The sequence below is a fragment of the Wolbachia endosymbiont (group B) of Chorthippus parallelus genome, from assembly GCF_947251815.1.
Lineage (GTDB): Bacteria > Pseudomonadota > Alphaproteobacteria > Rickettsiales > Anaplasmataceae > Wolbachia.
The window spans coordinates 19,309-45,071 of record NZ_OX366390.1 but is presented as its reverse complement, the minus strand read 5'-3'; the positions used below and the strand labels follow the sequence as shown (position 1 = coordinate 45,071).

The 25,763-nt window shown below is 33.7% G+C and carries 27 protein-coding genes, 2 tRNA genes and 1 pseudogene; 19 read left to right on the top strand and 11 right to left on the bottom strand.

Translation table 11 applies throughout. The features are described from left to right. The first annotated feature begins 41 nt into the window (after window positions 1–41). Window positions 42–1,154 carry a glycoside hydrolase family 5 protein gene (locus tag OPS21_RS00240; protein ID WP_063630901.1) on the top strand — a complete coding sequence of 371 codons (1,113 nt, stop codon included), beginning with the start codon at window positions 42–44 and terminating at the stop codon, window positions 1,152–1,154. Here the strand turns inward: OPS21_RS00240 and OPS21_RS00235 are convergent. After that, window positions 1,130–1,702, bottom strand: coding sequence for a nitroreductase family protein (locus tag OPS21_RS00235; protein ID WP_265027645.1), 573 nt, complete (start codon window positions 1,700–1,702; stop codon window positions 1,130–1,132). The two genes, OPS21_RS00240 and OPS21_RS00235, sit on opposite strands and share 25 nt — an antisense overlap. Before the next feature lie 96 nt (window positions 1,703–1,798). On the opposite strand from OPS21_RS00235, the gene OPS21_RS00230 reads away from it, so the two are divergent. From OPS21_RS00230 to OPS21_RS00200, 7 genes and pseudogenes are all read left to right on the top strand, one after another. Further along, window positions 1,799–2,326: a biotin transporter BioY gene (locus OPS21_RS00230; RefSeq protein ID WP_264336415.1), complete on the top strand. Its 528-nt coding sequence runs from the start codon at window positions 1,799–1,801 to the stop codon at window positions 2,324–2,326. Next, window positions 2,323–2,721 (top strand): DUF1284 domain-containing protein, encoded by a 399-nt coding sequence (locus OPS21_RS00225; protein WP_264336416.1) that lies wholly within the window; start codon window positions 2,323–2,325, stop codon window positions 2,719–2,721. The genes OPS21_RS00230 and OPS21_RS00225 overlap by 4 nt, the downstream gene beginning before the upstream one ends. A gap of 68 nt (window positions 2,722–2,789) precedes the next feature. Then, window positions 2,790–3,656: a tetratricopeptide repeat protein gene (locus tag OPS21_RS00220; RefSeq protein WP_010403952.1), complete on the top strand. Its 867-nt coding sequence runs from the start codon at window positions 2,790–2,792 to the stop codon at window positions 3,654–3,656. Between the two features lie 64 nt (window positions 3,657–3,720). After that, a tRNA-Val gene (locus tag OPS21_RS00215) sits at window positions 3,721–3,793 on the top strand. A gap of 51 nt (window positions 3,794–3,844) precedes the next feature. After that, window positions 3,845–6,547, top strand: a complete 2,703-nt coding sequence (gene gyrA, locus OPS21_RS00210) for a DNA topoisomerase (ATP-hydrolyzing) subunit A (protein WP_265027644.1) — start codon at window positions 3,845–3,847, stop codon at window positions 6,545–6,547. A gap of 94 nt (window positions 6,548–6,641) precedes the next feature. Then, entirely contained in the window at window positions 6,642–7,241 is a 600-nt protein-coding gene (petA, locus tag OPS21_RS00205) for a ubiquinol-cytochrome c reductase iron-sulfur subunit (RefSeq protein ID WP_264336418.1), read from the top strand. 360 nt (window positions 7,242–7,601) lie between these two features. Beyond that, window positions 7,602–8,086, top strand: a pseudogene (locus OPS21_RS00200) (transposase); the annotation flags it as partial. An 81-nt stretch (window positions 8,087–8,167) separates the two neighbouring features. Here OPS21_RS00200 and OPS21_RS00195 read toward each other — a convergent pair. The 3 genes from OPS21_RS00195 to OPS21_RS00185 form a co-directional block, all read right to left on the bottom strand. Then, window positions 8,168–8,803 carry a hypothetical protein gene (locus OPS21_RS00195; RefSeq protein WP_264336419.1) on the bottom strand — a complete coding sequence of 212 codons (636 nt, stop codon included), beginning with the start codon at window positions 8,801–8,803 and terminating at the stop codon, window positions 8,168–8,170. A gap of 196 nt (window positions 8,804–8,999) precedes the next feature. Then, window positions 9,000–10,277, bottom strand: coding sequence for an IS4-like element ISWpi18 family transposase (locus OPS21_RS00190; protein ID WP_264336305.1), 1,278 nt, complete (start codon window positions 10,275–10,277; stop codon window positions 9,000–9,002). 84 nt (window positions 10,278–10,361) lie between these two features. Then, window positions 10,362–10,748 carry a hypothetical protein gene (locus OPS21_RS00185; RefSeq protein WP_264336420.1) on the bottom strand — a complete coding sequence of 129 codons (387 nt, stop codon included), beginning with the start codon at window positions 10,746–10,748 and terminating at the stop codon, window positions 10,362–10,364. Window positions 10,749–10,889: 141 nt separating this feature from the next. Between OPS21_RS00185 and elbB the strand changes: the two genes are divergently transcribed. The 9 genes from elbB to dapA all read left to right on the top strand — a co-directional run bounded on the left by elbB (window position 10,890) and on the right by dapA (window position 17,655). Then, window positions 10,890–11,588 carry an isoprenoid biosynthesis glyoxalase ElbB gene (gene elbB / locus OPS21_RS00180; protein ID WP_264336421.1) on the top strand — a complete coding sequence of 233 codons (699 nt, stop codon included), beginning with the start codon at window positions 10,890–10,892 and terminating at the stop codon, window positions 11,586–11,588. Window positions 11,589–11,725: 137 nt separating this feature from the next. After that, window positions 11,726–12,034 (top strand): hypothetical protein, encoded by a 309-nt coding sequence (locus tag OPS21_RS00175; RefSeq protein WP_264336422.1) that lies wholly within the window; start codon window positions 11,726–11,728, stop codon window positions 12,032–12,034. Between the two features lie 58 nt (window positions 12,035–12,092). Continuing rightward, window positions 12,093–13,019 (top strand): 4-hydroxy-3-methylbut-2-enyl diphosphate reductase, encoded by a 927-nt coding sequence (ispH, locus tag OPS21_RS00170; RefSeq protein ID WP_139686676.1) that lies wholly within the window; start codon window positions 12,093–12,095, stop codon window positions 13,017–13,019. 270 nt (window positions 13,020–13,289) lie between these two features. After that, window positions 13,290–14,729 (top strand): hypothetical protein, encoded by a 1,440-nt coding sequence (locus tag OPS21_RS00165; protein WP_264336786.1) that lies wholly within the window; start codon window positions 13,290–13,292, stop codon window positions 14,727–14,729. A 4-nt stretch (window positions 14,730–14,733) separates the two neighbouring features. Then, window positions 14,734–15,342: a hypothetical protein gene (locus tag OPS21_RS00160; protein ID WP_264336423.1), complete on the top strand. Its 609-nt coding sequence runs from the start codon at window positions 14,734–14,736 to the stop codon at window positions 15,340–15,342. Next, window positions 15,339–16,127 (top strand): hypothetical protein, encoded by a 789-nt coding sequence (locus tag OPS21_RS00155; RefSeq protein ID WP_010407002.1) that lies wholly within the window; start codon window positions 15,339–15,341, stop codon window positions 16,125–16,127. The genes OPS21_RS00160 and OPS21_RS00155 overlap by 4 nt, the downstream gene beginning before the upstream one ends. Window positions 16,128–16,139: 12 nt before the next feature. Next, window positions 16,140–16,213, top strand: a tRNA-Arg gene (locus OPS21_RS00150). A gap of 68 nt (window positions 16,214–16,281) precedes the next feature. Next, on the top strand, window positions 16,282–16,764 hold the full coding sequence (gene ssb / locus OPS21_RS00145; RefSeq protein ID WP_006014313.1) for a single-stranded DNA-binding protein: 483 nt from the start codon (window positions 16,282–16,284) through the stop codon (window positions 16,762–16,764). A gap of 9 nt (window positions 16,765–16,773) precedes the next feature. After that, window positions 16,774–17,655, top strand: a complete 882-nt coding sequence (gene dapA, locus OPS21_RS00140; protein WP_264336424.1) for a 4-hydroxy-tetrahydrodipicolinate synthase — start codon at window positions 16,774–16,776, stop codon at window positions 17,653–17,655. A gap of 85 nt (window positions 17,656–17,740) precedes the next feature. On the opposite strand, the gene OPS21_RS00135 is transcribed toward dapA, so the two are convergent. Both OPS21_RS00135 and OPS21_RS00130 read right to left on the bottom strand, forming a co-directional pair. Beyond that, a complete protein-coding gene (locus tag OPS21_RS00135; RefSeq protein WP_265027643.1) occupies window positions 17,741–18,343 on the bottom strand; it encodes a hypothetical protein in 603 nt (200 codons plus the stop codon). A gap of 598 nt (window positions 18,344–18,941) precedes the next feature. Then, on the bottom strand, window positions 18,942–19,919 hold the full coding sequence (locus OPS21_RS00130; protein WP_264336426.1) for a quinone oxidoreductase family protein: 978 nt from the start codon (window positions 19,917–19,919) through the stop codon (window positions 18,942–18,944). 281 nt (window positions 19,920–20,200) lie between these two features. Here OPS21_RS00130 and OPS21_RS00125 point away from each other — a divergent pair, with 281 nt between their 5' ends. Beyond that, a complete protein-coding gene (locus OPS21_RS00125) occupies window positions 20,201–20,731 on the top strand; it encodes an ankyrin repeat domain-containing protein (RefSeq protein WP_264336427.1) in 531 nt (176 codons plus the stop codon). Window positions 20,732–20,775: 44 nt separating this feature from the next. On the opposite strand, the gene OPS21_RS00120 is transcribed toward OPS21_RS00125, so the two are convergent. The 3 genes from OPS21_RS00120 to OPS21_RS00110 form a co-directional block, all read right to left on the bottom strand. Then, the gene (locus OPS21_RS00120) at window positions 20,776–21,312 is read right to left on the bottom strand and encodes a cytochrome c oxidase assembly protein (protein WP_264336428.1); all 537 of its coding nucleotides are present in this window, start codon (window positions 21,310–21,312) and stop codon (window positions 20,776–20,778) included. Further along, window positions 21,313–22,035, bottom strand: coding sequence for a Bax inhibitor-1/YccA family protein (locus OPS21_RS00115; protein ID WP_264336429.1), 723 nt, complete (start codon window positions 22,033–22,035; stop codon window positions 21,313–21,315). It abuts the gene before it with no gap. A 325-nt stretch (window positions 22,036–22,360) separates the two neighbouring features. Continuing rightward, entirely contained in the window at window positions 22,361–23,542 is a 1,182-nt protein-coding gene (locus tag OPS21_RS00110) for a cysteine desulfurase family protein (protein ID WP_264336430.1), read from the bottom strand. 135 nt (window positions 23,543–23,677) lie between these two features. Between OPS21_RS00110 and OPS21_RS00105 the strand changes: the two genes are divergently transcribed. Further along, a complete protein-coding gene (locus tag OPS21_RS00105; RefSeq protein WP_264336431.1) occupies window positions 23,678–24,376 on the top strand; it encodes an alpha/beta hydrolase in 699 nt (232 codons plus the stop codon). A gap of 246 nt (window positions 24,377–24,622) precedes the next feature. Here OPS21_RS00105 and OPS21_RS00100 read toward each other — a convergent pair whose 3' ends face one another. Together OPS21_RS00100 and OPS21_RS00095 are read right to left on the bottom strand one after the other, a co-directional pair. Continuing rightward, window positions 24,623–25,297: an ABC transporter ATP-binding protein gene (locus OPS21_RS00100; RefSeq protein ID WP_264336432.1), complete on the bottom strand. Its 675-nt coding sequence runs from the start codon at window positions 25,295–25,297 to the stop codon at window positions 24,623–24,625. Between the two features lie 26 nt (window positions 25,298–25,323). Beyond that, a complete protein-coding gene (locus OPS21_RS00095; protein WP_264336433.1) occupies window positions 25,324–25,746 on the bottom strand; it encodes a HesB/IscA family protein in 423 nt (140 codons plus the stop codon). Window positions 25,747–25,763 lie beyond the last annotated feature (17 nt).

Genomic DNA, 25,763 nt, shown 5'->3' with positions numbered 1-25,763 from the left:
TCTGTAATGTGAGTGCTAAGTCAATACCGGAGAACAGCAAAATGCTCTTTTGGCAAACTGGAGTTAGAAAGGGAGCAAATGTTTTCAATAGAAAAGTTGATAGTGACTTAATCAAAGCAGCAAAGGAATACAAAATTGGTTTTATTCGTCTTGCTCCTGACAAATTTGAAACTACGCAACGTGACTTCCTCTTAGGTAATGCAGACAGTTATCAGGGCCTAATTCCCAAAGACCTGAAAGTTCTGAAAGATGTTTTAGATGCTTTTCATCAACAAAAAATACCAGTAGTGTTAACGATGCTTAGCTTACCTGGATCTAGATGGAAGCAAAATAATAACGATAAAGATGATTTACGTTTATGGTCAGATCAAGCTTTTCAAAAACAAGCAGCAAAATTTTGGCAAGATCTTGCGAAAGAGCTTAAAGATCATCCTGCTATTGTTGGATATAATATCTTAAATGAACCACATCCAGAAAGGCTTTATAATACTGCAGATTCGGCTATTTATAACGTAGAACAAAGCAAAGTTCAGAAGAATCTATTTGGCTTTTATAGCAGCGTGGTAAACAGTGTCCGCCAAGTTGACTCAGAGACCCCAATAATACTTGATAGCAGCAGTTATGCTGACTCTAATACTTTTGATAAATTCAAACCAGTTGATGATTCTAATATTCTTTATTCTTTTCACATGTATGAGCCCTTTGCTTATACAAATTTAAAATTAAACCAGGATAACTTTGCCTACCCTGGACATGTTCAATCTTTTGATGGAAAAAAAGTAGAGTATTGGAATAAAGATAAGTTAAAATTATATATAGAACCTGTAAAAATTTTCCAAGAGAAGTATAATATACCAGATTATCAGATCCTTGCTGGAGAGTTTGGCGGACATCGCTGTTCAAAAGGATTAGAGCACTATTTTCGAGATCTTACTTCTATTTTTAATGAATATAATTGGCACTTTGCTGTTTATGGCTTTCGAGAAGATATGTGGGATGGAATGGATTATGAATTGGGAAGTAAAAAGCTTTCATGGAAAGATTGGCAAGCAATTGAAGAGGGTAGGATGAAAAAAAATTATTTGCCAGATAATCCAATTTTTAAGATATTAAAAAAAGAATGGTCAAGTCAGCTCGCTGGCCATTCGTCATAAAAAAATATTTCTTCTATTGGCTTTCTGTTCTTTTCTTTAACTTCGGCACCTTCTTCCTCGTAACCAACCGCTATCACTGACATTACATTAAAATCATCAGGTACATTAAACCTCTCTATTATTTTGTCTTTGTCAAATCCGCCCATCTGATGAGCCATTAAGCCTATAGCTGTAGCCTGTAGCATAAGTGCGTAATTTGCTGCACCAGTATCATGCTTAGCCCAAAAATTTCCCCCTTTGTCTGGCTTTCGGAAGTTTTTAGCACTTAAAGATATGATTAACACTTGTGCATCTTTTGCCCACTTTTGATTAGATTCATCAAGGCAATCGAACAATTTTTTCCATGCGCTTTGATTGTTCTGTTTGTTGCATATCACATATCGCCAAGGTTCATCACCAAAACACGAGGGTGTTAGCCTTACAGCTTCTATTAAAATATCCATTTCTTTTTGAGATATTGCTTTTGTAGGATCGTATGAACGTCCACTGTGTCTTGCTTTCATCAACGATAATAGATCTTGTTTTCTCATCATTTTTAAATAGTGCATAAATAATTCATTGTAGCGCAATATGAGCAAAATTTAAATTGCAAAACCTCTTATACACATATATTACATTTAGTAAGTTATTTCTATTGGGAAGATATGTTTATAACACAATCAAGCAGTAGGTCAACACTGGTTGAAATATTGTCTTGCGTTTTACTTTTATTCTTGATGGCTCAAATAAGCGTACCGTTGCAGCCTGTGCCTATCACATTGCAAACTTTAGGAGTAATGCTCATTGGGCTTAAATTTAACCGCAGAACAGCATTCTATTCTGTGCTTACATATCTATCACTTGGTGCAGCAGGATTTCCTGTTTTTGCGAATTTTTCTAGTGGTTATCACATTTTTCTTGGACCAACAGGTGGATATTTAATTGGCTGTTTAGCTGCTGTTATGGTAATGAACAAAGTAAATGAATTACTGAACTCTAAATATAAATCATTTGTGTGTAATTCTTTAAGTTGTCTGGCCGGTACAGCTGTAATCTTTATTTGTGGTGTTAGTTGGCTTTCTGTTTACTTTGGTCTGGAACGAGCAATAATGGTAGGTGTTTTACCATTTATCCTTCCTGGTTTGGTAAAAATTTTTCTACTTGTAGCAGCTTTGCAATATTTGAAAAAATGATAAAATTTCGTCCTCATCATTTCATGTGCACTCTTGCATTTCAAGGATATGGGTATTCTCAGGGTTTTGTAGAAAATTACAAAAAGATAGCAAGTAAAGTAATTAATGATCCTAATACTAAAATCAAAGTAGTTGATAATCTTGACACTATTTGCAGTGTTTGCCCAAACCAGACTAAACAAGGTAAATGTACCACACAAGCTAAAGTTTTAGAGCTAGATAGAAGGCATATGGAAATTTTAGGAATGAAAATAGGAGAGATTTTAACCTGGAATGAAGCAGTAAAAAGAATTAGAAAGAAAATGTCTTTAGAGAAATTTGACTACGCATGTGAGGAGTGTAATTGGCAACCATATGGAATGTGTAGAAGTGCTCTTTTAACTCATTCTAAATAGTATCTGCCAATTAATAATATCTTTATTATTATATTAGATAAGTAATGTAGCATTTATGAATTTGTAATGTGTTGCGTATAGTTCAAAGAAATAAGATTTACTGGTTACGCGCTGCAGCCAATGCCACAACACTAGGATCTATGTTTGTCTGCATGTTAATTTGCGTTGTGATTTTATGGAGGTCTTCTGTTACCTATGCTAGTGAAAATTTGGAGATACAGAAGGTCTTTGATAGTGTTGTCAAGCATATAAAAGCTGATAAAAAATATAAAGATCTTGATGTTATCGAGAGAAAAAGTGACAAATTTAATATCAAAATTTCGCAGAATTCTGGCAAGAATTTTGACATATACTCTATTTTAAAAAAAGCAAAAGATTCCTTTGAGTTAGGAGATAGTGAAACAGCTACTTCTCTCCTCAATCAGATTATCGCAAAATTTCCTTATCATGAAAGTGCTTTAATTGGACTAGGGAATATCTATTACGCTAACAAAGAATTTAAAAAAGCTGTAGAGATTTACACAAGACTGTTAAAAGAATATCCTAGCAACCCTTATGTATTAAAGAACTTTCTGACGATAATCTCACAATATGATCCTAATTTAGCATTGAGTGAAATGTTGAAATTGTATGATACACTCAGAAATAGCGCCCCTTTATCAGCAAATTTAGGTTTGATCTATATGAAAAAAGGGGATTACGTAAAAGCTAAAGAATATATGAAAGCAGCAATTTCTTTAGATCAAAACAATATTTTTTATACCTATAATTTAGCTGTTATTCTAGATAAGCTCTCAGATTTTAAAAATGCCACAGCATGTTATTCAAAGTTGTTGAACATGTCAAAAAATGCAAGTGAAAGAATACCTTTATACAAGGTAGCAGCAAGACTAAAATTTATACAACTCCATAGTGCGCACCCAGCGATTCCATAAGAGTTGCTTGTATCGCTATTTTTGTTTACAACAACAACATTGAACTATAGAATTATATCTAGAGGGGCAATTAGCTCAGCTGGTAGAGCATCTCGTTTACACCGAGGAGGTCGGCAGTTCAAGTCTGTCATTGCCCATTAGCCTAGTTGAATATTAATATTACAATTATTTCAATCAAAGTATAGAAAATGCAAGACAACATAGTACCAGTTTCAATAGTGAAAGAGCTAGAAGATTCTTATCTCTCCTATGCAATGAGTGTGATCATAAGTCGAGCTATACCTGATGTGCGAGATGGATTTAAACCTGTTCATAGGCGCATATTATACGCAATGTCGAGGGCTGGGTTCGATGCCGGTAAACCGTATAAAAAAGCAGCTCGTATAGTCGGGGATGTAATGGGAAAATATCACCCACATGGTGATGCAGCCATTTACGATTCTTTGGTCAGGATGGCTCAAGATTTTTCTCTTCTTTTACCGCTTATCGATGGGCAAGGTAACTTTGGTTCAATAGATGGAGATCCACCAGCTTCAATGCGATATACAGAAGCAAGGCTCCACAGAGTATCGCATTTTTTACTGAATGATATTGATGAAGATACAGTTGACTTCAGATCAAACTACGATGGAAATGAAACAGAGCCTGTTGTACTGCCTGCAGAATTTCCGAATCTATTGGTAAATGGTGCAAGCGGTGTTGCAGTTGGTATGGCAACCAATATTCCTTCTCACAACCTTGGAGAAATAATAGATGCTTGTATGTTATATATAGATAATCCTGAAGTTACTTTGGATGAGTTACTTGAAGTGATGCCAGGACCGGATTTCCCAACTGGAGGAACGATTCTTGGAAGGTCTGGAATAAGATCAGCATTTGCAACGGGTCGTGGATCAATTGTTGTGCAAGGCAAGACTCACATGGAAGACCTGCCACAAGATAGGCAAGCAATAGTGATTGATGAAATACCTTACCAGGTAAATAAAGTAAAATTAATTGAGAAGATAGGTGAGCTTGTAAAAGAAAAAAGAATTGATGGCATAACAGAAATTAGGGATGAGTCTGATAAGTCTGGTATTAGAGTAGTAATTGACCTCAGAAGAAATGCTGAAGCAAGTTTTATACTTAATCAAATATTGGGACTAACTCCACTAAGAAGTAGTTTTAGTGTTAATACTTTAGTCCTCAACAATAACAGGCCTGCTTTGATGTCATTGAAAGAAATCATAGCTGCTTTCATTGATTTTAGAAAAGAAGTATTAATCAGGAGAACAGAATTTCGTTTAAGAAAAACGAGGGAAAAAGCTCATATATACATAGGGCTCTACATTGCGGTCCTCAGCATAGATGAAGTGATAAAAATCATCCGTGGTGCAAAAGATCCTGAAGAAGCAAGCAGAGAGCTTTTAAACAAGGAATGGAAAACCTCAGCTGAAATAAACACGATTATTGAACTAATCTCAGACAGTGTGAGCTTTTTGAAAGATGGAGTATATAGATTAACTGAGCTGCAAACAAAAGCTATTCTTGACATGAAATTGCAACGCTTAACAGGCCTTGAAAAAAGCAAATTAGAAAATGAGTTAAATTCAATGCTTAGCCTGATAAAAGAATATATTGCTTTTCTTGGCTCAGAAGAGAAATTGATGCAAGAAATAAAAAACAATTTACAAGAAATAAAGAATAGATTTGCCGTACCTCGAAGAACTTCAATAGAAGAATCAGACATGGACATTGAAGCTGAAGATCTAATTCCACAAGAAGATATGGTAGTGACCGTAACTATGAATGGTTACATCAAACGTGTGAAGCTCTCTCACTATAGAACCCAACATCGTGGTGGAAAAGGAAAGCTAGGACAGGGATTAAAAGAGGAGGACGTAATCACAAAATTATTTGTTGGAAATACTCATACTAGCCTTTTATTCTTTTCTAATACTGGTCGAGTTTACAGATTAAAAGTTTATAAACTGCCTCTTGCAGAGCCAACTGCACGTGGAAGAGCGCTTGTTAATATATTCCCGCTTAGCGATGGTGAAACTATCACTAACATCATGCCGCTTCCAAGTGAGAATGACGAAAATCAAAATATAGTTTTTGTTACTGCTCATGGGAACATAAGGCGTAACTCCTTAGCAGATTTTCACTATATTCCAAGCAATGGAAAAATAGCAATAAAGCTCGACGAAGGGGATAAATTAGTGTCAGTTAAAGTGTGTAGCGAAATTGATCACGTTCTACTTTCAACAACGCTTGGAAAAAGCATCAGATTTGTTGTAAGCGATGTGCGTCAATTTAAGAGTCGTAATTCAGATGGCGTAAGAGGTATCAAACTTGCAAAAAATGACAGCGTGATATCCATGACCATACTAAATGGTATAGATGTCACAACAGAAAAAAAAGAACTTTACCTGAAAGTTCTGCTTGCAAAAAGGCTGGAAGCTGCAGCTAATAACTCGATTGACTCTAAGTTAGAAAAAACTTTGAATGATTTAGGAATAGATAACGAACTATTCTTAAAACTTGCAATGAATGAGGAGTTCATATTAACTATTACTGAAAATGGCTTTGGTAAAAGAACTTCTGCGTACGAGTATAGGGTAACAAATAGAGGTGGTGTTGGTATTACAAATATCCTTACTACCAACAGAAACGGTAATGTTGTTGCTAGCTTTCCAGTTGAGCAGGGTGATAATATCATGCTTATTACAGATAAAGGAAAGTTAATTCGTATTTCAGTAAATGATATCAGAATTGCAGGACGTAGCACTCAAGGAGTCACTCTGTTTAAAACAGAGAGTAGAGAAAAGGTGGTTTCAGTAGCGAAAATTGAGGATCCTAATTCCACTGAAGATAGTATTTCCGAAATTGAAAACTCTGTTCCTTCTTAACTGTATAGCAAAGGCTAAGCAAAAAGTGCAAATTTCTGTTGATTAATCTATAGTATTTAAATTAAAATATATATCTATGGTCAAGTAGAGATTAATGGATAAGAAATTAACTAAAAATAAAAAATCGTTGACAAATGAGAAGAATAAAAAAACATCTCTTATTAAGGATCTTACTCAAAATAAGAGTAGAAGAGATTTTATAACATTAACTACATGCGCCATGGCAGGTATAGGAGCTGCAAGCGGTTTTTGGCCGCTAGTTAAGTCTATGAATCCTTCTGCTGAGGTTTTAGCAATGTCTACGGTTGAGGTTAATCTATCTGACATTCAAGAAGGACAAGGAAAAAAGGTAAAATGGCAAGGTAAGCCAGTATTTATTCGCAGACGTACGAAACAAGAGATTGAGGCTGCAAGAGCCATAAATGCAGAAAATTTGAGAGATCCTGAATCAGATGAAAAAAGAGTATACAAAGGGAAAGATGAATGGTTAATTATGATTGGAATATGCACCCATCTTGGATGTGTACCAGTTGATCACGCTACAAAAGACGGCAACGGTTGGTTCTGCCCTTGTCACGGTTCATATTATGACACATCAGGCCGAGTAATTGGCGGTCCTGCACCAAAAAACATGGCTATACCTGACTACTTTTTTCCAAGTGAAAATATTGTAATAATTGGCAAGAAGGCTTAACGGATTTTCATAATTAAAGTAACGAAAGTATATTGTATTTCAAGAAGCACACTGACTTTATAGGCAAAGCTCTTGAAGTCTATCAAGCTAATTTTATACTATGCACATATTCGGGTGATAATTAAGAAACTTGCCTGCCAAATCTTCAGAGTTGACAGCTAAATTTAAAACTTGCTCCTTTACGTCAGAAAAATTCTGACTAACTTGCTTAAAGTTATTTTCTAACTCTTCGAGGATGGAGCTGAAATTAAAAAAACTTTTCTGCATTTTATCAAGATTTTGAGTTATATAGCTTAATACATAAAGATAGAGACAAGAGGGGAAGAGATATGGTAAAGCAAGAAAAAGCTGAAAGTGAGGTTCTGGTTAGAAGTGTTAAACGACCTAAAAGAGAGAGAGGAGTAGAGGATATTCTGATTGCATGTGTTAAAAAGTTTTCCTGCAGCTATAAATAGCTAAAGCAGAAATGTATTGTACATCAGATAAGAAATTCACTGAAGTAGCAAAAACTTTCATGAATGATTAAAAAAAATATATCGTGCTTCAAGTAAAGAAATCGCTGAAAATTATTTGCTTGAGCTGATGGGTGAAAAATATCCTTTGGTCATAAAATCGCGGCAAAACAATTGGAAAAATTTGTCTAGTATTCAGGGCCAGTTAGGCGGCTCCACTAATTCTATCGAGAAAGAAAATTTGCTAAAACCAAAGGTTCATTTACCAGCTTGTACAAGTTGGTATATTGTGCTATAAAAAGACAGAGCAAAAATGGACTACAGCTTTGCCTTTTAACTATCTCTCAGCTCAATATTTTCTTTCCTAATAGATTAAAAATTGAGTTGAACTAAAAATCCGGTTTGAACACTCCCAAAAAGTAGCGTGCCACCCTTTCGATAGTAATTTTCACATCAAAATGCTCTTCAAATATATCAATTCACTCCTTTCCCTTCTCCACTAACTCGTTCAGAATTTGGATTCTTTACTTTAGAATCTGGCTTCATTGCTTCAACTTTCTCGTTAACCTTTTTTTCTACATCTTCTATGTTATTACCAATTGCCATAATTTCAGGTAGAAAATCTTGCATCAAACTTGGCAATTTCTCCATATCCTCTTTATGAGTACTATCACCTTTTTCCACAAGCTTTGTCATATTTTCTTCTGAAAATTTTTTAATGATTCCATCCTCTATTAACCCTTTTATAGCAGATCGTTGCTCTTTATTTTTAAGCATTTCTATGATCCTTATTTTATTCTTGACCTCTTTTGATTTTTCATCGTCTGTAGAGTATACCATATCGCGAATGAACTCTTTCTGTAATCTAGAGAAGTTAGTCTTTTCCCAAGCAAATGCATCGATCACATCTTTCACAAAACTTTTCACTGCTTTTCCGAATTCAATTGCACCTTCTTTTATCTCACCTCTATTCTGGTATATAAGATAACCAATAGCAGCTATAGCAACTAGTGCTACAAACCCTACGAATGCTGCCCCACCAACAATTAATGCACCAGTCACTCCCCCTATTGCTAATGTACCTGCTAGTGCACCTGTTAGTGTTGTCACCACTGCCATTAAGTTAAGGGAAAGAGAAGTTAAGATTGGACAAAAAATTTGAAGTGATTGATAATTATGGTAAATACTAGGGTGAATTTTTAAGAAAAGGGAGTCTGAAAAGTGCAAGTTATTTAAAAAAGTAATAATTGCAGGTTATTTTGCAAAGAATGTACTAATGCAATGATACTGAAAAGATATCTTGAATTTAAAACACATGTTTTCTAGCTCTTTTCTGGTAGTTGAGTGAACGAATATCAGATATCTTATGACGATCAACTCTTCTCCCTTTTCTCACCACTAAAGTGTTCATCAAAAATAACTGTGATAGTCGATCCATAATGCAGTCTATGTCTGACTCTGTAGAAAAAATATCAAAGGCTAAGTTTTTAATCGCATTAAATGAGACAGATTTATTGATGCTTTTTTTTAGTTTACTATTCTGTGCGCTCAATGTCTCTTCATCATCTTCTATCATGATACTTTCTAGATTACTGATGAAGATAGTTGACCAAAAATCCTGCTTGATAGTTTCAATACTTTTTCCTGTGAAATTCTCTAAATTTAATCTTCCCTTCAGCCTAGAAAAAAATGTTTCTACTCCCCAGCGCAAGTAATATAATCTCTCAAACTCTTCAACTGTAAAACGTTTCTCATCTAACAGAGATGTTACTAACACTTCAACTTCGCCAGAAGAAAGTATTATTTTGACTAACCTGAATTTCATCTCATCAGGTAATCCTAGCTTTCGTAGCTGTCTTGCTACTTTAATAGGTGCGGTAGACACTACCACCGTACTAGATGGGCTTTCCGGCTTAAACATAGCGTTTATTTCATTGAAAGACGAACTTGAACAGCGAATTATATAATTGATTTTCCTTCCTGTAAGCTCAGCAAGAAATCGATAAGATACGTATCCTCTATCACAGATTAACAAATCGTCTGATTTTATGGATTCAAGCATACCGATTGCTAAATCAACCTCATAGCTGTCACCTCTACTTAGCACAGATTTTATTGCAATATTATTTAGCACATCGTAGCAAACTTCAAAGGTTGCACTTGTATAGTCTTCAAATCTCTGGATTCCATTCCATACTGCTCTTGAGCCAAACTCACCTATTATTTTGTCGCTCTTTGGCAGAATCAGTATTGAAGCATCAAATGCAAGTACTCTGAAGCCATGGTGGGTTTTAAATTCCTGATCTTGGTAGTATAGGGAAACTATATCATCATTTAACTCTGAAAACGCAGTATGCTTTAGCTTCTTTCTTGCTTGAGTAAATGCACTTGCCGTAATTGTATAATCTTTTCTTGTATGCAGAACAAACTCATTAAGCATCACTTGTAATGACTTTACACTCTTTCTAAAAATCAGGAGAAATACATTAACGAAGGGCAGCTTTCTTTTTCGTGAGAAGTCTTTTGAGGATGCTCTGTGTGCGTTTATAAAGTTTAAACTCATCAATTTATTTTTTATAAACATGATTATTCTTTTTTTTACTCATGTCATTACTTCTTTTAATTTGTGGATCTTACCTGATTTTATAATACAGTTCATCACTTTTCCTTAACTTAATGGCAGTGGTGTTGTCACTGCTGCTCCACTTATCAATCCTTGAGCTAACAGTTGATTGCCTAAAGTTTCAAGCTCTTTCTCCATGCCTTCTACTTTATTTACTTGTTCAAGAAGTGTTTTTAATTGATTATTGTCTTTCTCAAGATACTCCTTTAAAATACCCATTACGCTCTCAAAAACACCTGTATTTTTTATCAGCAATTCAGACACATTCTTGATGGTTGATTCATTAAAAATTTCACCGCTTTTTACAAATTCATTTGCTTGTAATAGAGAGTTCAATGCTTCCAACAAATCTTTTTTTCCACTAATATATCTTACTACATTTTCAATGAACGCTTCCAAATTGGTTGGATTTATTGTACCACCTTGTACCATATTCAATTCCTATCAATTATAAATATGCCTAATTATATATACTAATTATTAATTATATTATAATTAACATAAAATAATTACTCCTTTCCAAATATGGAATTTGTATTACAATACCTAGATTATATGAAATCAAGGTATTTTATGGGTGAGAAAAAATTAAGAGCCGCTGTGATTTTATCAGGATGCGGCCACCTCGACGGCACAGAGGTGAGAGAAGCAGTCTTAACTCTGCTTGTGTTTGATCAGCAGGAAGTTGAAGTCACGTGCTTTGCTCCTGATGTTGATATCACACAAGTTATGAATCACAAAACAAAAGAAGCAGTAAAAGAAAAAAGGAATGTACTTGTAGAAGCAGCAAGAATTGCAAGAGGTGAGATAAATGATTTAAGAGAAGCTAAAGCTGAAAATTTTGACATGCTAGTCGTACCTGGTGGATATGGAGTTGCGAAAAATTTATCTGACTTAGCTGAAAATAAAACAGTAATGCCTGAGTTTGAAAGATTAGTCTCAGAGTTCTTTGTTGCAAAAAAGCCAATAGGAACTATATGTATATCTCCAGCCATTATTGTTTTAATTTTAAATAGCAAGATAGGTAAAGAAGAAAGTAAGATTAAGGTAACTATAGGAGACGACAAAGACCAGTTGATAGAGAAGCTCGGCGGCGAACATATAACATGCGATACAAAGCTATCAATAGAAGACGAAAAGCATAATATATTTTCCTGCTCTGCTTATATGCGTAGTGACGAAAGTACACACTCTGTATATCAAGGAATAAAACACATGATTGACAGTATGGTGAAAAAAATTAATAAAAAAACCAAACAACCATTTCTCTAAAGTGTAGTTTCTTATACAATTAATTATGTTATACTTCCAGTTGCATTATTGTTGTAGCCAAAGTAATCTGTAATTGCTTATTAACGGTAAGCTATATTTAGTATGTAAGTTTAGTTCTTTTTTTTATAGATATAAATATGTCAGATCTTTTTTATATTGAAAGTGAGTGTTGTGTAGATGGTCAGTGTGATACTTATGCAGGAGAAGTGAGTATTAATGATGTCATGTTGGGCAAGTTTAGTCTAAATTCACACAGTGGGAAAAAAGCCATGGTAAATATAGACATCGTTACATTCGATATCCATATTGCTATGGATGGCCAAGATGGAAAGACAATAAAAAGAGACCTCAAGAGTCCTAAATTTACAATTAAAGATGACGGTTCCTGGTATATTAACAAGAGTCTTGGTAGTGATAAATTTGAAATTATAGTAAAGCAGTCATGATATGAAACATAGTGAGCGGAGCTTACTTTTTAGCAATGTTTACATACTTACTTAAAAAATGGAGATTATCTTAGCTGAACCACGCGGTTTCTGTGCAGGGGTTAAAAGAGCTGTAGACATATTAGCAATCACTTTAGAGAAATACAAAAATGAACGCCAAGTTTATGTACTACACGAAATCGTTCATAATAAGTATATAGTAGAGGACTTCAAGAAACAAGGAGTGGTTTTTGTAAGCAGCATAGAAGACATTAAAGACAATAGAGGAATATTGATCTTTAGCGCACATGGAGTGTCGAAAAGTATAGAGGATGAGGCAAAAAGAAAGGGTGTTCAAGTGATTGATGCAACATGTCCATTAGTTAGCAAAGTACATAAAGAGGCAAAAAGGTATGAGGATAGTGGTAAAGAATTAATTCTAATTGGACATGAAAATCATCCAGAAGTTAAAGGAATTATAGGAAGAGTAAGTAATCCTATATCTCTAGTGCAAACTATGCAAGACGTATACAATTTACAAATCAAAGATCCAGATAATTTATCTTATGTAACACAAACCACGTTAAGTATTGACGATACCAAAGAAATTATTGCTACACTGAAGCTCAGATTTCCAAGCATTACAGGCCCCGACTTAAAAGATATATGCTATGCAACACAAAATAGGCAGAACGCTGTTAAAAAATTGGCTAAAATTACAGACGTAGTGTTAATTGTAGGAAGCAAAAACAGTTCAAATTCAAACCGTTTATTAGACCTGTGCATTTCCACAGGAAAAAGAGCCTATTTGATTGATAATTATAAATGTATGAACAAAAATTGGTTGCAGGGCGCAGAAAAAATAGGAATTACTGCAGGTGCTTCTGCTCCTGATATATTAGTTGATGAGCTAGTAAATTACTTAAAAATAAATATGAATACAAAAGTTTCAGTCATGCCAGATGGATTCACTGAAAATGTTCAGTTCAAGTATACTAAATGGTAATGTGCAACAACGTGCGTCAAATCAAGTCTTTAGCTCAATTCAATTTTCAGTCTGTTGGAGAATAAAATATCAAGCTGAGATATAATTAATCCTCGTTTGTCAGGTTAAGTTGTGTCTAGCACAAATATAAAAAACCTTCATCATACAAAAGGGTTAATATTACTACTAATTTTATCAAAAACTTATAATATAAGTAATATTGTCATCTAATGTTTAATGAATTTCAATAAATTACCTTTTTAATTCTAGATGAGTATACACTTTGTTAATATGTTTGGGTCAAAACCCAAAAGTAAGTTTATGCTTTCTATAGGAAAAGAAGGCACAATGTTACTATATTTTAAAAATGATACTTTAAATAAAAGATATTTTGCTAAGGACAAAAATAATAAAGTTGTTTCTGACTTAATTTCATGTCTCTCATCAGATAAAAAAGCACCCTTATATCTGGTTCTCAATCACACTGATCAGAACTATTTGCTACAGTCTATCCCAAGAGTAAATAGGATTAGTGCTTATCTATCAGCAAAAACAAAAGTAGAGCATTTTGCTCATAATAACGATATAAATTCTATTCTCTTGGTCGAAAAGCCGAATAAATTTAATCAAAACTGGTGGTATCTATTTGTTTCATCAAAAGCAAATCATTTAATAGAATATTGGTTGGACGTGTTTGTTGAAATAGGCTCTAACTTTAAAGGAATATTAATGTTTCCTATAGAACTAGTCAGTATAGCAAAAAAGATTCTACACAAAGATCCTAGTAACTGGAAAATTATAGTTGCTGCAACTAAAACAGGTGGCTATAGACAAGTGGTTCTTAAAGAGAACAAAATGATATTTACACGTTTAATACCATTTACTAATGATAATTTACCAGGAATCATTGCTGGTGAAATATATCAGGAAGTGAAAAATACAATTCAATCTTTAACTAAGTTTGGATTTGAAAAAAATGACCCTATCGACCTTTGCATCATAGTATCAGAAGCTATTAAATCTAGTTTATCAGTTATAAATTTTTCAGAGAATAGTGTGAACATATTGACTCCATATGAGCTAGGTAAACTATTGGTAGCAGAATTAGCTATATGCGAAAAAGATAGCTTTTGTGATACTACAATTTTGTTCCATAGCTTTAAGAATAAGCCAATAAATATTTTTAACACAAAAGAAACTAAAGAATTTTATCTATTTAATTATCTTTATTTAAATTCTCCTCAAATTTTTCTATACCTACTCTTGATTTTAGTTGTAATCAACGCCTTTTGTTTGCGAAATTTGTATTCAAATTTTAATGTTGCTGATAATTTATCTGCAAAGCGGAGTGCTTTAAATAACAAACTAATAAAACTTAGCCAAAGCTATAATGTAAAAAAGATAGATGAAGTTTACGATTTTATTAATATCAATAATATTTTATCAAAAATAGAGTACTCTCCTCTCACACAAGTTAAGTATGTAGAAAAGCTAAAAGTACCAGATGTAGAGCTTCAATTATTTGAGTGGAATTATAATGAGGCAAAAAGTTATATTACCACAACTTTAAGGTTTAATTTTCAATCTGGTAAAGACATTTCTTATCAATACGAGAAACTACAGAAAAATTTAAACGATAATTTCCGTACTCATGATATTAGTATTTCTAGCTTACCTACTACTAAAGAGAAAAATCTATCTATTGATGTTGAAATAGGAGAGGCAATGTAGATTGATGACTATCTCTCAACTAAAAAGAAAAGCTACAATTCAGTGCATATATTACTTATTGTTATCTATTGTATTAATAGGGTTATCAACGTGTTTTATTATCTATAACAAAAAGGTTTATAATAAAAATCAAACTGCAGCTGAGGAAATACGTTCTATTAACTTACAGATTACTGAAATTCAAAAAAAGGAAGTTATTCTAAATAAAAATCTAGATTTATGGAAAAGAATTTCTTCTTCAAACTTACATAGTAGCAGATACATTACAAATTTAAATTTTGAGCTTAACAAGCTATATAAAAAACACTACATGTTAGAACCTGAAATATCAATTTCTATACCTGAAGAAGCTGAACTCCACAATAAAAGTGAACATACAAAAGTAATAAGAAGTGAAGTGGTTCTAAGTTTAAGCTCAATTAGCGATAAGCATATTTTTTTATTTCTACAGTCTATTCCAAATCTTCCTGGTTATGTTATGATCAGATCTCTTACCTTGAATAAGCAGAGAAATATAGATGCTAAAGTTATAAACCAGATTTTAAGTGGTAATATGATAGAGATAGTGAGAGCTAGTATAGTTTTTGATTGGTATACCATATTAAGTAGATGAATATAAAGTTGTTTTTTATTTTTACGCTGCTATTTTTTAATTTTAGTGCATATTGCAATTGCGAAGATCTTGTAGAAAATATAGGGATTTGTAAAAAATATTCTTGCCAACAGCATATTAGTAATGAAGATTTTATTGAGCATAAAATATTAGGGTTAAATAGTGAAAATTTATGTGTATATATAGAAAGACAAGGCAATGATGAAATGGTCTGTCATCATTCTAATGATGGAATGATTATAGAAAAGAAGTACTTAAAAAGTATTTTAAAAGTTGGAAATCAAGAAATAAATGACTTCATTGATATAGCAAATTTGCGTGCGAAGGAGTGTTTTTTTATCAACAATTATTATATAGATCGAGACGATATAATAAAAGAGGCAGCAGAGAGTACTTTATCGCAATATGGTAGCATAAAAAGCATTTTTTTTGATGAAGAGCAGGTTAATAGAATAGTTAGTGAGATGGAAAAGTTTAACTTACAGTCTTCAGGAGTTACAGAGGAAGAAAATTTCAATTGTAAAGTAGTCAGTTTAGATTCAATTTTATACTTTTCCCCCGATACATGGAAAATATGGGTAAATGGAAAGTTGTTTATAAATACTAAGGATTTAAAAGTGCACTCAGTAACTGAAAATTATGTAACTTTTTCATGGGCTGTAAACCAAAAGATAACAAAAGAACGGATAAGCAATTCTAAAAATGTACATTTTGGACATGGAGGTATTATGTTTACGCTTTATCCAGAACAAAAATTTGATTTAGATAGTTTATCTATTAAATAATCTAATACATCTGCGCTTGTAGCTCAGTTGGATAGAGCGTTGCCCTCCGGAGGCAAAGGTCGTGGGTTCGAATCCCTCCAAGCGCGTTTTTAATTAAATTTGACAATAATACTCTCACATAAGATAATAAAGATGTTTGTTTTAAAGCATAATTATGTCTAGTGGTACTATAAATAAAGTCATATTAGTTGGTAATCTAGGAAAAGATCCTGAAATTAGGACTACACAAAATGGAAAAGAGATGGCAAGTTTTTCGATAGCCACATCTGAAAGTTGGACTGACAAATTTTCTGGTACGCGCTCTGAAAAGACAGAATGGCATAATATTGTAATTTTTAGTGAAGGATTAGTAAAAATTGTTAAGGATTTTGCGCGCAAGGGTAGTAAAGTTTACGTTGAAGGTTCTCTGAGAACTAGAAAATGGACTGACCAAAATGGTAGCGAAAGGTATACGACAGAGGTGGTGCTATATAACTTTAATAGTGCCCTTACCCTTTTAGATTCACGAAACAGTATGTCAAACTCTGATTACAAGCCAAGTGAATACAAACAAAATGAAACAGAACAAAAAGATAAACACGGAAGTTTTGACAACGATATAAAAGACGAACTAATCGATGATGAAATACCATTTTAATAACTTCAATTGAAATCTACATTTTTATGGACTGCTTGTGTTACTCCTTTTAATTGCAGTGGAGATAGTATAGATTACCAAAGCTTGCAGCGTTTACTAACAATGCAAGCTGAAGCTGAAAATGGTGTAGTGTTGCTAGGTAGCACAGGTGAAAGCTTATCACTTACTGATTCTGAAAAGCGCACATTAGTTGAATTTGTATGTGAGCTAAAATTAAATACGAAAATTATAATCGGTGTACCAGGAGTGAATCTATATCAGACTCTTGAATGGCTTGATTTTTGCAAGGGTATGCCTATTCATGGCTATCTAATGACAACTCCCATTTATGCAAAGCCTGGAATCATGGGGCAAACTTTATGGTTTGAAAAGCTGCTTAAAAAAGCACATATGCCAGCCATGCTTTACAATATTCCATCAAGAGCAGGAGTGAGTCTTCACGCTGAAACTGTACGCAACTTATCCAGCCACGAAAAATTTTGGGCTATCAAAGACTCAAGTGGCACCGTTGATACTTTAACTCAGTATAAGAAAGTTGCACCAAATATTGAGGTGTTTTGTGGGGACGATAATATGATATTTGATATGGCTGCTAAGGGTGCGGCTGGTCTGGTTTCTGTTACTGCCAATGTTTGGCCAAGTGTAGTACATGAGTATGTTAAGCAATGCATGAGCGGCAAGAACCCTCAAGCAGACAGTTGGCAACAAGCTTGCAAAGCTCTATTTACTGCCAGCAATCCAATACCTACTAAAGCACTTTTGCATGACATTGGGCTCATAGAACACAAAACTGTTCGTCTACCACTCAGCACAGAAGATTTGCCTTCTATTGAAACATTGAGGCAAGCTAATAAAATGATTCTTGGATGGGAAAATCAACTAGCTATGTAGGATTAGGAATTGAGCTGATAATTCAATTATACTTAACACAAAAAAATGGGCTAAATCCTCTTCAAAAACTTCTATCTATCGTTTCTTAAAATACTCTCCTGCACGTATCCCCATCAACAATTTTCACATCGCTATCAACTGAGCTACCTGGCTGTTTATTTCCTTCTGGAAAAAAGCTCTCAATTACTTTATCAATTAAAAAATTTAAAGGAGCATAAGCAATCAAACCCACTACAAAAGTTAAAGCACCTATAGCTGCAGGTGATGTAAAACCAAGAGCAACTAGCCCTGCTCCAACTCCAAAAGAAACACCAATACTACTGATAGTATGTGCATAATTTTTAATTTTATATTCAGCGCTGTTGCTATATTCTCTCAAAATTTGTTCATATCTTTCGGACATGCCTTCTGGTATATCGTTGAGATTTGTAGTTTTTGAGAAAGAACAAGCACTGATTACACAGCATACTAATAACATTGCAGAACCAATGATTCCACCTGCAATGAGAGGTGGCAAGTTAACATAACTTAGAGCTAAACCTGCAAGAGCCCCGGTACCAGCTGCCATTCCTAGTGTTAGTGTTAGTATTGTTGCGCCTGCTGCTAGTTCTAGTTTTGATTCAATTTTCTTTTCTAGGTTACTTTTTGCTTGCATTGCCTCTTTTAACTGTTCTCTTGTATAGCTCATAGTATGTACTCTTACTTAAAATTAATAATATAATACTAGCATTTTTAGTTTATATAGTCAATTTATTAAGTAATTTTAATTGACTTTCAGCAAACTTTAGCCTTATATGTATGGTCCCAGAGTGTAATGGTATATAAAATATGAGAACAAAATGCCATTAAAGGAGAATTTATGATTACTGGATGTATCAGAACAACAGAGACAATTCATAGGGTAACATAAACTTTCTAAGTACTATAACCTTAACCCTAAAATTATTGTAAAATAGAGAAAAGTAGTTATTTAAAAGGAGAATAACAGCTCCATATACTATTGAAGTTATAATACTTAAATGTTAGATGTGACATCAAATCTAATTTGAAATATAACTTATTTACTCAGCTTCTTTTGAAACTACTGTGAACATAATATCTATAGATAAAACATCGCATTACCACGCCACTAACGAGTAGCAGAATGACAAGTTTTTCAAACTAGTCCGGTAAAAATCTCAGTCAGTTCAGCTGTATGCTTTTAACTTTCCCAAAAAGAGAATTAACCATATGAAATTCTTGTTGATATGACTTAATGAATAATTATTTTAGGTTACTAATTTATTTTAAGAAACTTTGATGATATTTAGCCCACTTACTTTTCTATTTTCCATGTCACGATGAGCCTCTATTATTTCATCAAATTTATATTTTTTATTGATCCGTACAGTTAAAAGTTTTTTTCTTATCATCTCAAAGATTTCCATTGCAGTAAGCGCTAATATAAATCTATCATGCTTATAATGATAGATTGAAGTTCCTGTTGCAAATAACGAACGCGAGCTAAGTAAAGAAAAACTAATAGGAATGTTGCCCGATATTTGCCCATAGGAAACATATATGCCAAACTTACCTAAAGATTCAAAAGAGAGCTTGCTTGTAGCGTAACCTATAGGGTCATACACCGCACCTACTCCTCTATTTTTCGTAATCTCCATAACTTTAGAAACGAAGTCTTTATCGTTATAGTTCATTGCGTATGTGCAGCCACTTTGTAAAGCTATCTTCATTTTTTCATCAGAGCTTACAGAACCTATCACTACACCTTTTTTATCCTTTGCCCATTGGCATATTATTTGTCCTAAACCACCATTAGCCCCATGAACTAGCACGAAAGCACCAGGCCTAATTTTATAAGATTGATTAACTAAATAGTGAGCTGTCATACCTTTAAACAGCACTGCAGCAGCAACTTCATCAGGTATATCATTCGGAATTTTTATCAAATATTTCTGGTGTACAATGCGCTTTTCACAATATGCCCCTGGAGGAGCTGTGCAATATCCAACTCTATCTCCAACCTTAAATCCATCACTAATTTTTTTACCAAGCTTTTCAACAACTCCTACTGCCTCTACTCCAAGTACTGATGGCAGATCTTTAATTTTGCGCATACCTTTTCTATGTTCTAAATCATAACGATTTAAGCCGATAGTTGTATGACGTATTAAGACTTCCTCATCTTTTGGCTCACCTATGTTCTTATCTACAAATTCTAATACTTCTGGCCCCCCAGTTTTTTTAATTTGTATAGCTCTAACCATGATAAATGTAAGACAAAAACTTTAATTATGTTATCTAGCAATTAATATTTTGCAAAATGTTATTTAGAGTTTATACACTACATAAGCGTATTGTTAATAGTTTTGAGGCACAAATTATGACAAACAGAGAAACTTGGCTTTATGGTGTTTTATTCAATGTGTTGTGTAAAATGGATGAAGATGACGATTTAGATACCAATAATAAAAATAAAAGAAAGGTTAAAATGTGAAATGCAAAAATCAGATAAAAAAGGAGACTATTGTAAATATTTATATACTTCTTGGGAAAAAAAGGATTTGATATTAATCACAGATTTGACTTGAAAGATTATGATGGCTTTCCAATAGATAGTCTTTTTTCCATCGCCATTAACTATAAACCATACACTTTAACAAATTTAGCGCAAGTTTTAATAAAAGCAGGAGCTAATGTGCAAAATGAAAAAGGATATTTACATGTCTGCGTTTTGGCTCGTTCTCCAGATATATTAAAAGCTCTCATAAAAGCGGGAGTAAATGATAACCCAAATGAAAACTATGGTGGAAATACCGCTTTAGACTATGTTGCTAAATTATATGGTAGAGATAAGTCAACGAAATGCAAGGATTGCTGTAAAATTCTAACTGAGCATACATTAGAAAAAAATCCCAACATAGAAATACCAGATTCTGTAAAAAATAATAAGGAGTTGGCTCAATGTTGGAATGCTTGTGAAGCAAATAATGAAGGATGGGAATTAGCAACAACGAACACTGAAACACAAGTAGTCAGTGTGCAAAAAGCAAATAAGAGCTCCTGCTCAATTCAATAGATGTATCGTACAACCTTGTTCGGATTACAATAGGAAAAGGTTTGTTATTTAAGCTTAAAAAACGTATATGATAGTGTTATTTCACTTAAATCTTTTGTACTATTGTCACGCATTATTTCAGGGTCTACGTAAAAGGATACGGGCATAGCCGCTTTTTGTTTTGGTAGCAGCATTTGCTCTTCAAAACAAAAGCATGCAACTTTATTGAAATATTTACCTGCTTTAAAAGGTGTGACATTATACACTGCCATTCCAAAAGAAGGCTGATCAGATAAATTTTTTGCATAATAAAATACTAAACTTTGTTGCCCTATATTTGTATCGATGTAGTTAGTTTCTGATTTAAATTCCCAAGGCAGACCTGATATTATATCAGCATTAAGGTGAACCCTGATTTTTTGGTCAGTTGCATTTATTGTCGTATTAGTTGCTTTTCTCGTTGTGCCACCATATCCAGTAACTTTGCAAAAGATGCTATACAATGGTACCGAAGCATATGCAAGACACAGCATCAATACCACTAAAGATACTAGGAAAAAAACTATAGAATTTTCATTGTTTCCCCTTAAAAAGGAAATCATCTAATCCTTATTGTTGAATAAATTAAGTAACCTGAGTAAATTGAGGAATATATTGATGAAGTCAAAGTAAAGATTAGTTGCACCAAGTACTGCCAGCTTAGTAGTTGCAACTTCTGAGCCATCATTATATCTATAATAAACATCTTTGATTCTCTGAGCATCGTATGCGGTCATTAAAGTAAACACTATCACTGATACAAACGATATTGCAAAATAGAGAGGACTGCTTCCAAGAAACAGATTAACTATAGATGCAATGATTAACCCCCAGATTCCCATAATCAAAAAAGAACCCATGCTGGTAAGATCTTTTTTTGTAGTATTACCATATAAAGCCATAGAACCAAACATGATCGATGTAATGAAAAATGCTCTCGCTATATTTTCTGCAGTATAAATTATAAAAATATGAGATAAAGAAATTCCCATTAAAACTGAGAATAGAAAAAATACAGTAAGTGTTGACTGAGCACTTAGGTTTTGAAGCCTAAAAGACATATAAAACACCAATGCAACTGGAGATAGCATTACCACAAGCGATAGAACAGGATTAGAATAAATCACTTGAAAAAGACCAGAAAACACTGTTAAGAACGCAACAAGCCCTGTAACACCTAAAGCTAAAGCCATATAATTGTATACTTTAGTTAGATAACTTCTGAGTCCGGCACTATAATAAGCGCCTTGAGCTCGGACATCCTGTTCATTTCTCATATAAGACATAGCATAACTCCTTTTGTCCATTATTTAACACATTATAATATAAAACCACATTTTTATCAAGTATAAAATGATATACTGCGATTGTAATTGAATGGCGGAGTTTCTAGGAGAAAAAATGGACAATTATCAATACTGATGTGCAAATAGTTAAAGATTTTGAACCGCCAGTAAACATATAACAGCAATCGTATCTGCAATAATCAAGTTGACTGATGCACAATTAGAGAATTTCTTGCATCACTATAAGCAAGTTAATTTTCAGCAACGTAACTATTATAACAACTAAGCCGATAGAAATTATTTTTACCATTCCACTTATTATGACTTAAGAAGAATGGTGAAAGTAGTTTTTGCATTTACTTAAGGCATTCTTCTTATAGATGCTATACCAACAATCCACTATTTTTTCTATGTCTTGCGGTTTAATCTCTGGACCTATACTGATTCTAATTGAACACTCTGCTTGCTCTTTTGTTGCTCCCATTGCAAGCAAAACATGAGAAGGCCCAACTTTTCCAGAAGAGCATGCAGAACCATTGCTGACTGCAATATTATTTAAGTCAAAATGCATGAGCTGCAGATCATTCTTTACCCTCGGCATATAAATAAAACTTGTATTTGGCAATCTTTCAGAATTTCTGCCAAAGATCTTGATATCACTGACAAGACTTAATAATTCACACTCCAATTGATCACGCAGCTTCTCCACTTCATTCATTTTTGATAGAAGATCTGGAATGTTTTGCAATGCAGCAGAAAGACCTGCAATTGCAACAATGTTTTCTGTGCCACCACGTAATCCTTTTTCTTGCCCACCACCTATTATAATGGGTTCTATTACAAGCTTTTTGTCAAATATTAAAACTCCGCTGCCTGCTATACCACCAAATTTGTGGGCAGATAAAGTAAGTAAATCCACTTCTAAATCTTTCATATTGACTTTGATTTTCCCAATACTTTGAGCAGCGTCAGTGTGACAGATTGCTCCGAATTTATGTGCCATTTTAGCTATTTCCTTAACAGACTGGATAACTCCAGTTTCGTTGTTGGCCATCATCACTGAAATTATTACTTTATTCCCTTCAAGTTCGCTTAGAATTTTTTCTAGCTCTAAAAAGTCAACAATACCCTCTTGATTAACGGGTATTATATGTGGATTATATGCAGAATTAAGAATTGAAGGATGCTCTGTAGCTGAAATTACATGCAGATAGCCTTTCATTCCTCTCATGACGAGGTTGTTTGCTTCAGTTGCACCAGACGTAAAAACTATTTCTTTATCATCTGGAATGCTAAGAGCATCACGTACGTTATCTCTTACCTCTTTAAGAATCTTCCTCGCTTCTTGTCCTCTTTTATGCAGCGATGATGGATTTAGTGTTTGTTTTGACAAAACCTCAAGTATACTTTTTTTTACATTTTTACTCATTGGAGCAGTTGCATTATAATCGGCATACACGCAACTATTATTTTCCAGAGAGAATAAACTCACAGGCTTATTTGTCACTTACCATTAACCAATTATGTACGTTCACTTTAACACGATAAAAAATTTATTGCAAAAACAGTGAAATTAATACATAATTAATAAATAATTTACATTATCAAGCCCTGTCAAAACAGGTTTTTATTAGGAGTAATTATGGTAGAAGTCTTTTTAAATAATGCAACAAAAAAGATAGAAGGTAGATACCATCAAAGCAAAGATACCAATGCACCGGTTGTGCTAATTTTACATCACCATCCCCAATATGGTGGTAGTATGGATAGTAAGATTATACATAGTATATATGAATCTTTTATCGATAATAACTTTTCTGCATTGACAATTAATTTTCGTGGCGTCGGAAAATCTACCGGAACTTTTGATAAGGGTATAGGAGAATTAACTGATGCTGCAGTAGCTATTGATTGGCTTCAGGAGCATAACTCTAACAACGTTCCAATTTGGATAGTCGGTTTTTCTTTTGGAGCATGGGTAGCTATGCAGTTGACAATGCGCCGTCCAGAGATAGTAAGTTTTGTTGCCCTTTCTCTTCCAGCAACTAAGTACGATTTCTCTTTTCTCTCTCCTTGCCCAGTTCCTGGACTTATAATACAAAGTAATAATGATACAATTTCAGAAGAAAGCGATGTAACAGAATTAGCACAAAGGTTAATAAATTCGGTAAAAAATAACCATATGGAATACCATATAGTAAACGATACTAACCACTTTTTAAGGGATAAAGAAGAGGAAGTAGCTCAAATTATAGATAATTATATAAAACTACGTTTAAACAGTGCAGCTATTTCTCCTCAGAAAGCTAAAAAAGAGGTCAGAATAAAAGAATATGCCTAACTTTACAAATGAGAGAAATGAGCGTATTAATATAAATAAAAAAAGTCTTGTTATGTTTAGGCAGTTATTATTTCTCGTTTTAGCGATGTTTATGTTATCAGGGTGTTTCTTAAGTAAACAGCGTAAGTTAAAGAGTCCGTGTATAAAAAACAACGAAAGCATTTCATGCGAATTATACTCTGTTAATGATCATTGGTTAAATAAGTATAAGGTATAGGTAGTTTTGTATTGTGCTGTTTCTTCCATTCACAGCTTTACTAACGATCCATTACTTAACTGGAAAATGTGATCTGCTTTTTCTGCAAGGAGATAGTTGTGCGTTACTATAAGCATAGAGTTGTTATTTTCCTTTACATAGGAATGTAACAGTAAAAATACATTCAAAGAATTTGTTGGGTCTAAATTTCCTGTTGGCTCATCTGCAAGTAAAAGCTTTGGAGAGTTTACAATGCTTCTTGCAATCGCAACCCTCTGTCTCTCTCCACCAGAAATTTCAGATACCATACTACTTGCTTTACTTTTCAGACCAAATTTTTCCAATATTGCTTGCGATTTTTTTTTTGCTTCAGCTTTGCTTTTTCCTGCAATGAGCTGAGGAAGCATAACGTTTTCCAACACTGATAACTCTTGTAATAAATAGTGAAATTGATAAACAAAGCTAAGAAAATTTCTTCTTACATGAGTTTTATGCTTATTACTGGCTTGTGTGCAATTTATTCCATCTATCGTAACTATACCTAAAGTTGGCTCATCCAATAGGCCCGCAATTTGCAATATAGTTGTTTTTCCTGATCCTGAATTACCAATCAATGCAACTACTTGCCCTCTTGTAATCTTCAGGTTGATATCTTTTACAATGGCAGGACTTTTTTTGAAGCTCTTACTTACAGAAGCTAGCTCTAGTGTTACACCACCACCCATATTATAAAAAGATCCAGGAGGGAGAATTAGACCGAGAAACTGTTACCACACCCACATCGAGACTTAGCGAGAGCATTCTTGATTTGAAAACCAGAACCACTTAGATCTTCAGTATAATCTATAGTTGAGTTATTTAAAAATTTCGCTGAACAATTATCAACCATTAATACAGGGTTTCCATTCTCATCATTAATTACTATATCTTTACCTTTTTCACTAAAACTGGAGTGGCTTCTATAATCCTCGCTATCTTCGTCATCGTCAAAATCGTCATCCAAAGACATCTTCTTATTTATTTGATCCATAAGAAAATTATACTTGAAGCCAGAGCATCCACCACCTGAAACTGCAACCCGCAAAATAGAACTCTCATCTCCTTCCTGTTCTACAAGGGAGTGGATTTTCCTTAATGCATTGTCAGTTAAGCTAATATTGTAATCTGTTGACATAACAACCACCGTTCATT